The organism is Petrotoga sp. HWHPT.55.6.3, from assembly GCF_002895495.1.
GTDB classification, from domain to species: Bacteria; Thermotogota; Thermotogae; order Petrotogales; family Petrotogaceae; genus Petrotoga; species Petrotoga mobilis.
Genome location: NZ_AZRJ01000006.1, coordinates 98,151 through 111,552 on the forward strand (window position 1 = coordinate 98,151; position 13,402 = coordinate 111,552).

Genomic DNA, 13,402 nt, shown 5'->3' on the forward strand with positions numbered 1-13,402 from the left:
CTAGTGCCTTCTTACAAATATTTTTTAAAATTAAGGTATAAAGTTATTTTCAGAAATACAGGAAATATTATAATAGGTCTTTCTGTTTTGATATTTATAGTAGGTTCTACTGCTTTTATTTATGATTCTTTTAAAGATTTTCTTCCGTTTCTGATTACTGGGATATTATCTTTTCTTAGTGCAGGAATATTTAGGTACCTTGGAAGAGGAGAAAAAAGGAATGAATTAAACACACAGGATGCTGTCGTCACTGTTTTTTTTGTGTGGACGGTAGCGATTTTTCTTTCTTCTCTTCCTTTTATTTTTTCTGGTGAATTAAATTTTTCACAAGCGGTTTTTGAATCGACAAGCGGATGGACAACGACTGGGCTTACGATGTTTTCAGATGTGGAAGTACTACCTCGATCGATCTTAATATGGCGATCGGTGATGCAATTCGTTGGTGGAGCTGGTTTTGCTATAATTACTGTAATCATAGCTGGTACTATGGGTGTTGGTATATATCAGGCAGAAGGTAGAAGTGACAATTTAGTCCCAAATTTGAGGGAATCGGCTAGGATAATTCTTAGAATCTATTTAAGTTGGGCGATTATAGGTATTTTTCTTTTGATGTTTGTAGGGAAGCTTTCCTTTTTCGACGCCTTTAACCATACATTAACAGGACTGGCTACGGGAGGATTTTCCACAAAAAATTTTAGTATCGGTTCTTTTGGTAGTTTGAGGGTAGAAATAATTATCATGTTGCTAATGATTATGGGCGGAACCGGGTTTGGAGTCCATTATGCTGGTTTATTAATGATTAGAAATTTTATTAGGAATCGCAGAGACTATCGGTCCAAAAAAATTTCTTTACTTGAATTAAGAGAAAAAATTAAATCTGAGCCTTTTTTAAAAAATCCCGAAATTAAGACCATGTTCATAATTTTAGTTATTTCCTTTTTGTTACTTTTTTCTTTTACTACGGTTGAAATGTATGGAGTTGAAGATGGCTTAATTCATTCCGCATTTCAGAGTATTTCAGCTCTAACAGGCACTGGCTTTTCAACGGTAGCTTTTTCAAATTGGAATTATTTCGGACTGTTAATTTTGACAATATTGATGATCTTAGGTGGAATGATGGATTCCACATCAGGTGGTTTAAAATTATTCAGGGTTTATATCGCTTTCAAATTGATAATTAACCAGATTAAAGAATTTTTTAAACCCTCTGGAACCACGTTTTACATAGAAGTATATAAAGGGGTATCAAGAAAGAAAATTGATCTAAACGCAATAAAAAATGTTTTAGTAGTCTTTACAATGTATTTTATTACCTATTTTATTGGAGTTTTTATATTGTTGGCTTATGGGTATCCGCTCCATAATGTTTTGTTTGAGTTTGCTTCAACTTTATCTGCTGTGGGACTTTCTACAGGTATTACCTCGAGTCAAGCTCCCTTGGGTGTGATCTGGACTCAAACATTAGGAATGTATTTAGGGCGTCTGGAATTTTTCGTGATTATAAATGCACTTATAAAATTGTTTAAAGATTTGAGAGATATTATTTAAAAAAATATGCTTTAATACTTGAACGATCTTTTGTTTTTCATATTAAAAAAAACAAATTTAGGAAGATAAAAAATACCCGCCATCTATAATTAGGCGGGTTAATTTTATCCTTTGACTGAACCGGCGAGCAAACCTCTTACAAAATACCTTCCCAATATCATGTAAACGATGAGTGTAGGAAGGGCAGCTATTAAAGCTCCTGCCATTTGAACGTTCCATTGAACGACCTGACTGCCAGCCAAATTGACTAACGCCACCGTTATGGGCTGTTTCGTTGGGTCACTAGTTATCGTTACTGCAAATAAGAATTCATTCCATATGTTAGTGAACTGCCATATTATAACAACTACGAAACCAGGTATAGATATAGGTAAAAGAATCTTTGTATAGGATTGCCATATGTTTGCTCCATTCACTTTGTGTATTTACAGTGTCTTTGGAAGCTCTAAAACTTTCTTTTTTATTTGGGGTTGTTATAAGATATGTTTTTGGCATTGTTTAGCAAAAATTCATATGGAGAAGATACGATGTGTTCGATCGCAATTGAGGCTGCACCTGACAAAATAGCATCTTCTTTCTTTGTTGCGACTAAAATTTCTGGTATTTCATTGGAAAAGGTGTATTGTTCAACTATTTTTTTTATTTCTCTGATTACAGAGTTGCCTACTTTTAAAATTCTCCCTCCTAAAATTACTGCTTCGGGATCAATCGTATTTACCAGGTTCACTATTCCTAAAGCTAAAAATTTACTGATTTCATCAATTGCTTTTTTAATTTCATCTGACTTTTTTGATTCATTTAAAATTATCTCTAATGGTAAGTTAAATTCATCTGCTAACCTTGATAAACCTCCGAAACTTTCCAAAGGAATTAAATCTTTAGTTATGACTGTATGGCCTATTTCTCCAGCAGAATTAGAAGTTCCCGAATATAACTTTCCGTTTATTATAATTCCTGCGCCGATTCCGGAATCACCTACAATAAAAACATAATTGTTAAATTTTTTTCCATGTCCAAACCACTTTTCACCTAAAACAGCACCATTTGCATCATTTTCTAACCAAATTGTTTTTTCATAGTGTTCTTCTAGCTGCTCAACTAGCGGGTATTCTTTTAGTAATGGGAAAGGATGAACTGATCGTAAAATTCTTTTTTGACTGTCTATCAAACCCGGCATAGCAATACCCATCCCTTTAATCTTGTAGAAGTCGACTTTGGAGTTATTGATCAATTCATCAATTATTAAAATTAGGTTTTTTAAAACATCAGTGGGCCTTCCATATGAATTTATTTCTTTTTCAATACTATTAATTTTTTTACCCTTAATATTGAATATTCCTGCACGTACTATATTTACCCCGAATTCAATACCTATAACATAAAAAGCGTCTTCTTTGATTTTTATAAGTTTTCTTTTTCTACCTAATTTGCCATCTACAGTGCCAACTTCTTCTACTAAATCCTTGGAAATTAATTCGTTGACTATATTTGTTATAGTTGCGTTTGTAAGCCCTGTTATGTCTGATATTTCTGATCTTGTGCTTGTCCCTTTAGAATTCAATAATTCTAGAACAACAGTCCTGTTTCGCTCTTTAACTAATTCTATATTGTATGTTTTATTTGTCATCAGTAAACCCCTTTGCATTTTATTTCTGCTTCACTTTCAATTTAAATACATTTTATTATAAATGTCAAGTTTGATTATGAGCGTTTATACTCAATTATTATCATTTAAAAGCGATTATTTAGGAATATCTTAAGAAATCATACTTTTTTTATTTAAAAAAATTTGGTCTATATATTTATAGTTTAATACTTGAACGAATATGTAGTTTTCATATGAAAACCTCATTAAATACTGTTCATTATGCAGTACTACCTAATGTAAATTTTTAAAAATTTAGCTAATAAATTCGTTGAGGTTGTTTGAGTGGGAATTAGAGGTTAAGTTTACTTGTAGAAAAAGACTTTAAAGGTTGTACCTACCATCCATTTTGATTCAAATTCTATTTTATAATTTGCTAGTTCGCATAGATATTTAACCACCGCTAAACCCAACCCCGATCCTTTAGCGTGATTTTTTGCCTCGACCCCTCGATAGAATCTTTCAAAAATTCTTTTTTGTTCTTCTTCTCTTATACCTATTCCTTCATCTTTTATAATGAGTTGTTCATTTTGGAAATCAATGTATATATCAGAATTTTCGTAAGAATATTTAATCGCATTGGAAAGTAGATTTCTGAAGATTGTGTAGAGTACAAACTTGTCACCTTTTAAGGAGTGAATATGGCAGTTGAAGTGTAGCTTTACCGATTTTTCTTGTATTTTTTCGTAGAGATCAGTTACTACTTCATTGTATAGTGTACTTGGATTTATTACTTCTTTTTTTAATTCGTATTCTCCAAATTCTGCTTTCGAAAGAAGAGTTAGTTGAGAAATTATATTTTCTATTCTGTCAAGAGATTCTTCGATTTTGGTAACTTGTTTTATAAATTGATTATCTTTCATGAAGTCTTTGAGAATTTGAGTATTTCCTTTTGCTATAGTGAGGGGAGTTCTGAGTTCGTGGGATACAGAAGTTATGAAATCCTCTTTCACTTTTTTTAGTAATTCAAATTCTGTTTTGTCCTGTAATATTAAAAGTTGATATTTTTGTTTGAATGTGAGTTTGCAAAACTTGCTGTATCCTTCAAAGAAATATATATTTGTTTCTATTTCAAAGTCCTCATTATTCAATATATGCTTTGCAAGCTGATCGATTTCATTGAAACTTATGGTGTTCAATAATTCTTTGTTTGCTCCTAATCCCCAAGCTTTGGCCGTGGTATTTGCGTTAAGTATAGTTGTTTTGTTTTCTAACTGTAATACCGCGTCTTCTAAAGAGTCAAATATTTGAAAATCAAACGAACTGGTATTTTTCATATTTTATTTTCACCGTTGTTATCTACTGCATAAGCGTTTTTGTTGAACTTGTATCCTACGTTTCTAATAGTTTTTATCCATTCTTTCCCTATCTTTGATCTGATCATGCTTATATGTACGTCTATGACTCGGTCTGTAATAAATTCATCTCCAAACCAAATCTTGTCGATAATTTCTTCTCTGGTGTAAACTTTTTCTGAATTCCTTGCTAATAGATCAAGTATTTCAAACTCTTTTGAGGTCAATTCAATATTTTTACCTTTGTAAGTTACTAAATAATTGTTTGAGTATATTTCCATTGGTCCAAAAATCATTTTACTTTCGGATTTTTTAAGTCTTTTTAATAAAGCCCTCACCCTTGCTGTAACTTCTCTGGGATTGAAGGGTTTAGTGATATAATCATCTGCTCCTGATTCAATTCCCAAGATTTTTTCTCCATCTGTATTTTTTGCAGAAATGATTATTATACCTATTTCTCTATTCAAAGCCCGAACTTTTGGTAACTCATCAACTGCGTTACCATCGGGTAGCATTAAATCTAGTAAGATTATATCGATGTTTGATTCTTTGTTTAAAACATTTCTCATTTGTGATAACGTACCGGCTTCGAAGATTTGTAAATCTTCTAAACGAAGATAAGTTTTTAATATATCTCTTATGTCTTCATCGTCTTCAACAATTAATACTTTAGGCATGAAAAAGCCTCCATTTATAGATACTCTTCGATTTCCTTGCCTGTTTCTATGTAAACTATTTCTTCGCAAAGGTTTGTTGCGTGATCAGCGATCCTCTCTATGTCTCTAGCCAACAATATATAAGGTATGATAAGTTCTTTGTTGAATGATTCATCCTCCAATTTTTGCACAGCTATTTTTCGAATTTGTCTTTCTAGGTCGTCTACTTCGTCGTCTCTTTTCCATATTTTAACTGCTTGTTGAATGTTTTTTTCTCCAAAGGCTTTATACGAGTCCTTTATCATTTCTAAAGATATGCCGAACATCTTTTTTATTTCTTTATTATTTACAATGTCCTTTAAATCAACATGGGCATAGGTTTCAGTTTTTTCTGCAATATTGCATGAAAGGTCGCCTATCCTTTCAAGATTGTTTGCAAACTTTATCATTGTTACTGCGTATCTCAAATCTTTAGCTAAAGGTCGATACCTTGCTACAATTTGATATACTGATTCTTCAATTTGGCGGTTTAATTCATCTATTTGATCATCCGCTTTTAAGACTTTTTCGGCTAATTCAAGGTTTTTATCTTCTAGCGATTTAATAGAATTTTCAAAGGATCTTAAAACTACAGTTAATAGCTTGGATATTTCGCTTGTTAATCGAGTCATTTCAGTTTCAAAATGTGTGTAATCCATTTATTCCACTCCCTATTTTCCTTATATACTTTCTTTTGTTTGCTTGTTTATTAAAGTTTTAGCTAATTCTACCATTTAAATAATCTTCTGTCAATTGTTCTTTAGGGTTTTTTATAATGTCTTCTGTTTTTCCAGATTCGATAAGCTCTCCTTGAAACATAAAATACATATAATCTGATATTCTAATAGCTTGAGCTAGGTTATGTGTAACGATGATTATAGTGTAATTTTCCGACAGGTGTTCAATTAAATTCTCAATTTTTTGCGTTGCTATAGGATCTAGGGCAGATGTAGGCTCGTCCAATAAGATTATTTCAGGATCAATGGCGATAGCCCTAGCAATACACAAACGTTGTTGTTGTCCACCAGAAAGTGAGCTCGCTGGTTTGTCGAGGTCGTCTTTTACTTCTTCCCATAAAGCTGCTCTTTTTAGTGCTGCTTCGATGATTTCATCCATTTTTCTACTATTTCTTGGTGTGTGTAATTTTATTCCAAAGGCAATGTTTTCATAAATAGACATCGGAAAAGGAACAGGTTTTTGAAAAACCATTCCAATTTTTTTTCGAAGCGTTGATAAATCAATGTTATTTTCGTATACATTTTTTCCCTCAAATATTATTTCTCCGCTTGTTCTATAGCCTGGAATTTCATCGTTGATTCTATTAATACTTCTCAACAACGTTGATTTTCCACAACCTGAAGGTCCTATTATTGCGCTGACTCTTTTCTTTTTGATTTCCATATTTATATCTTTTAAGGCTTGTTTTTGATCGTACCAACCATTAAAATTTTTGATTTCTATCACAATTTCTTTTTCTGTATTCAACTTTTTTGTTTTCCTCCTCTTATTTTAAAGGCTATAGAGTATATTACTAAAATAAGTAATATTAAGAATGCAGAAGTTGCTTTTGCCATCCATTGAGCACTCTCACCATAAGCCATGGTTATAAAATATATATGAGTTGGGAGAGTCATAACGGGATCGAGTAAAGAGTTTGGTAACTTAGTTGAATAGAAAACTGCTCCAGTCAATAAGACAGGAGCGGTTTCTCCGATAACTCTTCCTGCACCAATTAATATTGCTGTTATTATTCTATTTTTTGCTGCAGGAAATAGTATTTTGTAAATAGTTTCAGTTTTTTTTGCTCCTAATGCATAGGCTGATTCCCTTAGTTCCCTTGGTAGAGAGGCAAGGGCTTCTTTTACTGATGATGATATTACTGGTAAAGTCATTATCGCCAAAGTTAAACTTCCACTAAGAAGCGACGTCCCAAATCCAAGAGTTATTGAAAAGAGTGCTAATCCAAACAATCCATAGACAACAGAAGGAACACCGGACAACGAGGTTACGGATACGTCAATTATTCTTCCTAATCTTGATTTTTGGCCGTATTCAGATAGGAATGTACCAGTGAGAACTCCTATTGGTATTGAAAATAACAGGATAAAAAAAATCATCAATAGACTTCCCAATATAGCTGGTCCAATTCCTCCTGCAGTCATACCTTGACTGGGGTACTCTACAAAAAAAGAAGGAGTAAAATATCTTGCACCATCTACTATTACTATTATGATTATTGACAATATTATGCCAAAGGCGATATAACTTATAATTCTGAAAATGAGTGATATAATAGAATCTATTCCAGTTTGCTGTTTCAACTTTTCCAACTCCTCGTTATTCTCCTAGATATCATCGTAAGAATAAAAGATATCGTTAACAAAATTAAACCCGCTGTAAACAACGCAGAGTAGTGAGTACTTCCTATCGGTACTTCCCCCATCTCGCTTGCAATAGTAGCGGTCAAAGGTCTAACCGGATCCCAAATTGATCTAGGAATTATGGCAGCTCCACCCGAAACCATCAATACAACAATAGTTTCTCCTATGATTCTATTTATAGTTAGAATTATTGAATTCAAAATTCCTGATAGGGCTGCTTTGCTTACTATTCTAAATCCGGCAGTGAACCTACTTGCTCCTAAGGCTAAGGCGCTTTCTTTTAAACTGATGTCAACAGATGATAATGCTTCCTGCATGAGAGATGCAGCGTATGGCAGAGATAAAATTGATAATCCAATAGCTGCCAAAAGCAAATTACCTGCTGACCAAGCACCGAAATTCATCAGGATAGGTGAAATATAAATGAATAAGAATGAACCTATTATAACAGTTGGGATCCCGGATAACAAATCTATCGCTGATTTTATAATTCTTTGCTCCCTGTTCGTGGCATAGTCATACAAGAAAAAGGCAATTATATACCCTACGGGTATAACTATAATAGAGGCAAATCCTGTTAGTATGAAAGAACCTACTATCATTGCTAACATTCCGTACTCTGGTGGATCATATGTTGGATACCAATATTTACTGGTAAAAATTTCAGCCCCAACTTCTGTCAGGGCTGGAAGTGATTCTCTTATGATAAAAATGAATAGACCAATTAATGCCAAAATTCCTACCATTGCAACAGCTGTGATTATACTTTGATTTGCGATATTTTTTAAATCTCGTCTATTCACGAATAAAGCACTCCTTCTAAAAGATAATCTTTTTAAAATCCGTATGCTGCAACGTAACCAGCTTGTTCAACTAACTCTTGACCTCTTTTTGATAGTCCAAATGTCAAATATTGTTTAACTGGACCAGTTTCTGGGTAACCGTTTGTAGCATCAACAAACATATACAATGGTCTTGAGATTGGATATACAGAATTTAAAATATTCAGTTTTGTTGGTTGTACACCTTCAACCGATAAAACTTTTACATCGTCAGTTACGTAACCTACACCTGTATAAGCTATGGCATACATGTTTTGTGCAACTGCTTGTATTTCCGCTTGGGTAGATTCTAACATCTGAACTGTTGGAGTCATCCTTTTACCCTCTAAAACTTTTTCCACAAATGTTTCATAGGTTCCTGAGGCTGTGTTTCTTGAATATACAACTATTCTTTGACCTGGTAAATTAGGGCTCAATTGGTTCCATCGTGTGATTTCACCAGTGTAAATTTTTGCCAATTCTTCTATAGTGATATCATCAATTCCAAGATTCGGATTAACTATTACTGCTATTCCATCGTATCCTAAAACAACGGGAATGAAGTACTTACCTTCTTCATGCATCTGCTCTAATTCAGAATCTTTAAGCCATCTACTTGAGTTTGCAATGTGTGTTGTTCCGTTGAATAAAGCAGCAATACCGGTTGAAGAGCCAGCACCTTCCAATGTGATTGTTAAATCGGGATACATATCTTTTAACTCTTCAATCCAAAGTTGAGCTACTGGAAAGATCGTGTTTGAACCTTTTAGAACAAGTGTTTCTGCAAAACTGAAAAGAGCTATACCAACTAAAACAAACGTTAATAATACTTTCTTCACAATATTTCCCTCCTTAATTTATGTTTTCGATGTTATTATAACAATCTTTTTTTTAGGTAAAATCAAGTGATATTAAGAAATATTAAGGAGGTACTTTCATTGATATTTAACCATAATTGATGAACCTAAAAATAAAAATGCTATTACAATTTGATAAATTTTTTAAGCTTCTATCCTTTTCTAAATTTCTAGAATTTGTGCTATAATTGTATTGTAATGTCTCTAAATAAACTAAGTAATTATTTTTAAGAATCGTTAAGAGGTGTTTGATTATGTTGATTGAATCGAAAAGTTATGAGAAAGAAGTAGAAAAGCTATTAAATGTGAAGCTTACTAAAAAAGAAAAAGAAAGAATAAAAATTGCCTATGAATTGGCTGAAACATCTCATAGTGGTCAATTTAGGGATTCTGGTGAGGAATTTTTTGAGCATCCAAAAAGTGTTGGATTGATACTTGCGGGTTTAAAAATGGATGTGGATACTATTATAGCGGGTCTTTTGCACGATGTAGTTGAAGATTGTGGTGTTTCAATAGATAAAATAAAAGATCTTTTTGGGATCGATGTTGCTAATATAGTTTCAGGTGTTACTAAGATTAGCAATTTAAAGCTCAATGAGCGGCTAAACGAAAATGACATGAAATCTTTAGAGAAAGTGGAAACTATCAGAAAGATGCTTTTTGCTATGTCCGAGGACATAAGAGTCATAATCGTTAAATTGGCAGATAGATTACATAACATGAGAACTTTAGAATTCGTCGATAGAAAAAAGCAGATAGCCAAGGCCGACGAAACTTTAAAAATATACGCACCTATTGCCCATAGATTGGGTATCTATAAGATGAAGGAAGAGTTGGAAGATTTGTCTTTTCGGTATTTGTATCCTGAGACATATTTTGATCTAAAGACGAAAATCGAGGAAAAAATTAGACTTGGGCAAAATCGATTGAACGAATACGCGCAGATTATTAAACAAGAGCTTGATAATCAGAAAATTAAAGCGACGGTTGAAGGTCGCTCTAAGCATTTATATAGTATATGGGATAAGATGATTCGAAAAGGAAAAACTTTAGATGAAATATATGACTACATAGCTCTTAGGATAATTACTGAAGATCAGAATAAATGTTATGCTGTGTTGGGAATAATTCATTCTATTTGGTCCCCTGTTCCAGGTAGAATAAAAGATTACATTGCAACCCCTAAATTCAATGGTTATAAATCGCTGCATACCACCGTTATAACCCATAAAGGAGATCCTTTGGAAATTCAAATTCGAGATTGGGAAATGCATGAAGAAGCTGAATACGGCTTAGCTGCCCATTGGGTCTATAAAGAGGGTGTTAGTCAGGAAAAGTTGAAATTTTTAACTGATCTTATGGAATTACATAGGTATATTGCTCAAAATGCTTTTGAATTGAAAGATATCGAAACGAATCTTCTTTCAAAAGAAACTTTTGTATTTACACCAAAGGGAGAAATAATCCATTTACCAAGAGGAGCAACACCTATTGATTTTGCTTTTGCTATTCATACTGAGGTTGGCAATCATTTTTCTGGAGCGAAAGTCAACGGTAAATTAGTCCCTATTTCATACAAATTACAGACTGGGGACATAGTAGAGATATTGATCAATAGGAATTTTCAAGGACCTAGTATTGATTGGTTAAAATATGCTCATTCTCCCAAGACTATATCAAAGATAAAAAAATATTACAGGCAAAAAAACGAAGTGGAGTTAATAGAAAGAGGCAAAGACAAGTTTAGAGAGCTGTCTAAAAAACTTAATTTTTCTATGGATGAAATTCTTGAGAAATTGAAAGAAATAGGATTTTATATTAAATACAATATAAAAAGTGACGACGAATTTTTCATTAAGTTATCTTTAGAAGATATCAGTATTAATACTATTAGAAATATTTTTACCCTCAATGAAAAAGAAGAGGAAACAATCACTACGGTCGAAAAAACTAATTCAAGTAGAAAAGGGATCTCCGTTCTCGTTGATGGTGAAGAAGGAGTCGAAAGTTATTTTGCTAAATGTTGTATGCCTGTTCCAGGTGATGAAATTATTGGTGTGATAACCCGTAGAGGCATCGGCATACATAGAAAAGATTGTAATAATATTCAGGATATTGATGATAGTAAGAAGGTAAATGTTGAGTGGAACGAACTCAATCAAAACAAATTTTCTACAGTATTAATGATTGATGTGGAAAGTAAAAATGTTTTAAATAACGTTAGAAATGTTATAAATAATGAAGGGGGACATATTGAAAAATTCGAAATGACAAATAATTCTAATTATCTTAATATTAGGATATATTTAGCTGTTCAGAATTTAAAGCATCTGAGTCTTTTGAGTAATAAATTGAAAAATTCTAAAGGTGTTTATTCTGTTAGGAGGGTATAATTTGAGGGCAGTGGTTCAAAGAGTATCACAAGCTTCCGTAACCATTTCTGATAACATTGTTGCTCAAATAGAAAAAGGTCTCCTGGTTTTCTTGGGCATTTCGAAAATTGATCAAGTATCAGATATTAGTTGGATGGCTGATAAGATTGTAAATCTTAGAATTTTTGAAGATGATCAAAATAAAATGAATAGATCTTTATTAGATATTATGGGGGATATGATCGTTGTCTCTCAATTCACTTTATATGGTGATTGTAGAAAAGGAAGGAGACCATCCTTCACTGATTCGGCAACTCCTGAGAAAGCTAAAGTTCTTTACGATAATTTTCTTTCCTATCTTAAAGAAAAATACCCTATAAACGTTCAACAAGGTGAGTTTCAAGCTCATATGAAAGTAAATATTGTCAACGATGGTCCAGTGACTTTACTTTTAGATTCTCAAAAGTTGTTTTGAATTTAACAAATATCTTTGATTGGAGGGATTTTATGAAAGAGTTAGAAGTTACCGTTTTTGTCTACAACGAAGATCCTTTTGAAGCACACATTTCATCGGAAGGTGTAGAATCAGGAGTTAATCAATCTAATGTGCATAAAATATATTTAGGTTATGAAAAACCTCAAAAAGGAGTCGTTGTTAAATTCAAACTACCTAACGGCGAGAAAAAATACATTAGGGGTGAATAGATGATTCTATTTCATTCATAATTTCACTAATATCTATTGGAGAGAAGTGTAATATCTCCTCTTTTATAGTTTTAAAGGTATCGATAAAATATTTATTTTGGTTTCCGGTACTTATTTCTAGTGAACATTCTATTAGTGCAGCCATTAGATCAGAAGTTTTCACGTATGCTCCATAATCATTTTCGAATGGAGCATATATGTATTTTTCGTATTTTTTAATTTTCTCTTTCAAAGCAATTTTATCATTGTACCAGTCTTTAATGAAGTCTTTTTCTATTTCTCCAATTATTTCTTCTAAGCCTCGTACTTTTCTTTTAGTGGGGCTTATCACATCACCTGTAAATGCTTCAGGCAAATCATGTAGTATTGAAGCAATCATAATATCGTAAATTTCTTTCATTTGTAAATTAGCTTTTAGAGCTAAAAGATAAGAAATTAAAAAAACGAAAAAAGTATGTGAAGCTACAGAACTTTTAATATTTCTATGATTTTTGTTCCATCTTATCATAGTCACCAATCTTGTTGATATTTCTAACAATTCATTAGCTAATTCTTCTATCTCTTTTTTATCTTGTATATCCATTTTTTTTATTTTCGTTTGGTTTTTTATTTTAGGTTCAGTGTAATATTCAGGAAAGACTCTTTCGTTAATACTTGCTTCTTTTTGAGCGACGAGAAGGTTTATCATTCTAACTTTTTTTTCTATTTCTTCATCAAAGGCATAATGAATTAATAGTTTTGATCTAATATCGATATCAAAATAAGATTCTACTTCTTTGTAGGTTTTGTTAATCACTTCATCCCAAAGTTTTTTGCCTTTTTCTTCAATTTTGCTTTTGGTAGCCAATGATATGTCTGATAATCTTATTTTGGGAATTGCTTCATATATTTTGTTGTGAAGTATTTTTACCAAATTTTCCTTAGATTCTTCGGAGAATACAAATATACTTAAAAGAAGGTTGTTGTATATGTTGTCGGATTCGCTAAATCTTACAATTGCAGGATTGTTGTTCCATCTGTAGACTGTAAACAAATTAGAACTTTCTAAAAGAAAATTACCAATGTTCATTTAATCACCTTCTT

At 32.4% G+C, this 13,402-nt stretch carries 13 protein-coding genes and 1 pseudogene; 4 read left to right on the forward strand and 10 right to left on the reverse strand.

What is annotated here, in order from left to right; all coding sequences use genetic code 11:
* The first annotated feature begins 3 nt into the window (after positions 1-3).
* The gene (locus X926_RS02190) at positions 4-1,548 is read left to right on the forward strand and encodes a TrkH family potassium uptake protein (RefSeq protein ID WP_103064813.1); all 1,545 of its coding nucleotides are present in this window, start codon (positions 4-6) and stop codon (positions 1,546-1,548) included.
* 104 nt (positions 1,549-1,652) lie between these two features.
* Here the strand turns inward: X926_RS02190 and X926_RS02195 are convergent.
* The 9 genes and pseudogenes from X926_RS02195 to X926_RS02235 all read right to left on the reverse strand — a co-directional run.
* Positions 1,653-1,964 (reverse strand): annotated as a pseudogene (locus tag X926_RS02195) (carbohydrate ABC transporter permease); the annotation flags it as partial.
* A 44-nt stretch (positions 1,965-2,008) separates the two neighbouring features.
* Positions 2,009-3,175 carry an ROK family transcriptional regulator gene (locus X926_RS02200; RefSeq protein WP_158245176.1) on the reverse strand — a complete coding sequence of 389 codons (1,167 nt, stop codon included), beginning with the start codon at positions 3,173-3,175 and terminating at the stop codon, positions 2,009-2,011.
* A 323-nt stretch (positions 3,176-3,498) separates the two neighbouring features.
* Positions 3,499-4,470 carry a HAMP domain-containing sensor histidine kinase gene (locus tag X926_RS02205; protein ID WP_012209710.1) on the reverse strand — a complete coding sequence of 324 codons (972 nt, stop codon included), beginning with the start codon at positions 4,468-4,470 and terminating at the stop codon, positions 3,499-3,501.
* Positions 4,467-5,165, reverse strand: a complete 699-nt coding sequence (locus X926_RS02210) for a response regulator transcription factor (protein WP_012209711.1) — start codon at positions 5,163-5,165, stop codon at positions 4,467-4,469. Before X926_RS02210 ends, X926_RS02205 begins: the two co-directional genes overlap by 4 nt.
* Before the next feature lie 14 nt (positions 5,166-5,179).
* Positions 5,180-5,842 carry a phosphate signaling complex protein PhoU gene (gene phoU / locus X926_RS02215; RefSeq protein WP_012209712.1) on the reverse strand — a complete coding sequence of 221 codons (663 nt, stop codon included), beginning with the start codon at positions 5,840-5,842 and terminating at the stop codon, positions 5,180-5,182.
* A 58-nt stretch (positions 5,843-5,900) separates the two neighbouring features.
* Positions 5,901-6,668, reverse strand: a complete 768-nt coding sequence (pstB, locus tag X926_RS02220; protein ID WP_012209713.1) for a phosphate ABC transporter ATP-binding protein PstB — start codon at positions 6,666-6,668, stop codon at positions 5,901-5,903.
* Positions 6,665-7,513: a phosphate ABC transporter permease PstA gene (gene pstA / locus X926_RS02225; RefSeq protein WP_012209714.1), complete on the reverse strand. Its 849-nt coding sequence runs from the start codon at positions 7,511-7,513 to the stop codon at positions 6,665-6,667. Before pstA ends, pstB begins: the two co-directional genes overlap by 4 nt.
* Complete coding sequence (gene pstC / locus X926_RS02230; RefSeq protein WP_369973671.1) at positions 7,501-8,328, reverse strand: phosphate ABC transporter permease subunit PstC; 828 nt, start codon at positions 8,326-8,328, stop codon at positions 7,501-7,503. Before pstC ends, pstA begins: the two co-directional genes overlap by 13 nt.
* A gap of 71 nt (positions 8,329-8,399) precedes the next feature.
* Positions 8,400-9,224, reverse strand: coding sequence for a phosphate ABC transporter substrate-binding protein PstS family protein (locus X926_RS02235; protein WP_103064816.1), 825 nt, complete (start codon positions 9,222-9,224; stop codon positions 8,400-8,402).
* Positions 9,225-9,496: 272 nt separating this feature from the next.
* Between X926_RS02235 and X926_RS02240 the strand changes: the two genes are divergently transcribed.
* Genes X926_RS02240 through X926_RS02250 form a run of 3 tightly spaced genes read left to right on the forward strand, consistent with a single transcriptional unit; the run spans position 9,497 to position 12,319 of the window.
* Positions 9,497-11,635 (forward strand): bifunctional (p)ppGpp synthetase/guanosine-3',5'-bis(diphosphate) 3'-pyrophosphohydrolase, encoded by a 2,139-nt coding sequence (locus tag X926_RS02240; RefSeq protein ID WP_012209717.1) that lies wholly within the window; start codon positions 9,497-9,499, stop codon positions 11,633-11,635.
* Between the two features lies 1 nt (position 11,636).
* On the forward strand, positions 11,637-12,089 hold the full coding sequence (dtd, locus tag X926_RS02245; protein ID WP_012209718.1) for a D-aminoacyl-tRNA deacylase: 453 nt from the start codon (positions 11,637-11,639) through the stop codon (positions 12,087-12,089).
* Between the two features lie 32 nt (positions 12,090-12,121).
* Positions 12,122-12,319, forward strand: coding sequence for a hypothetical protein (locus tag X926_RS02250; RefSeq protein ID WP_012209719.1), 198 nt, complete (start codon positions 12,122-12,124; stop codon positions 12,317-12,319).
* On the opposite strand, the gene X926_RS02255 is transcribed toward X926_RS02250, so the two are convergent.
* Entirely contained in the window at positions 12,306-13,388 is a 1,083-nt protein-coding gene (locus tag X926_RS02255; protein ID WP_103064817.1) for a YfbR-like 5'-deoxynucleotidase, read from the reverse strand. The two genes, X926_RS02250 and X926_RS02255, sit on opposite strands and share 14 nt — an antisense overlap.
* Positions 13,389-13,402: the final 14 nt, after the last annotated feature.

Bases quoted from the DNA above. Each gene is read 5' to 3' on its own strand.
- X926_RS02250 (WP_012209719.1), top strand. From the start codon at position 12,122: ATGAAAGAGTTAGAAGTTACCGTTTTTGTCTACAACGAAGATCCTTTT.
- X926_RS02240 (WP_012209717.1), top strand. From the start codon at position 9,497: ATGTTGATTGAATCGAAAAGTTATGAGAAAGAAGTAGAAAAGCTATTA.
- X926_RS02205 (WP_012209710.1), bottom strand. From the start codon at position 4,470: ATGAAAAATACCAGTTCGTTTGATTTTCAAATATTTGACTCTTTAGAA.
- phoU (WP_012209712.1), bottom strand. From the start codon at position 5,842: ATGGATTACACACATTTTGAAACTGAAATGACTCGATTAACAAGCGAA.
- X926_RS02255 (WP_103064817.1), bottom strand. From the start codon at position 13,388: ATGAACATTGGTAATTTTCTTTTAGAAAGTTCTAATTTGTTTACAGTC.
- X926_RS02200 (WP_158245176.1), bottom strand. From the start codon at position 3,175: ATGACAAATAAAACATACAATATAGAATTAGTTAAAGAGCGAAACAGG.
- X926_RS02210 (WP_012209711.1), bottom strand. From the start codon at position 5,165: ATGCCTAAAGTATTAATTGTTGAAGACGATGAAGACATAAGAGATATA.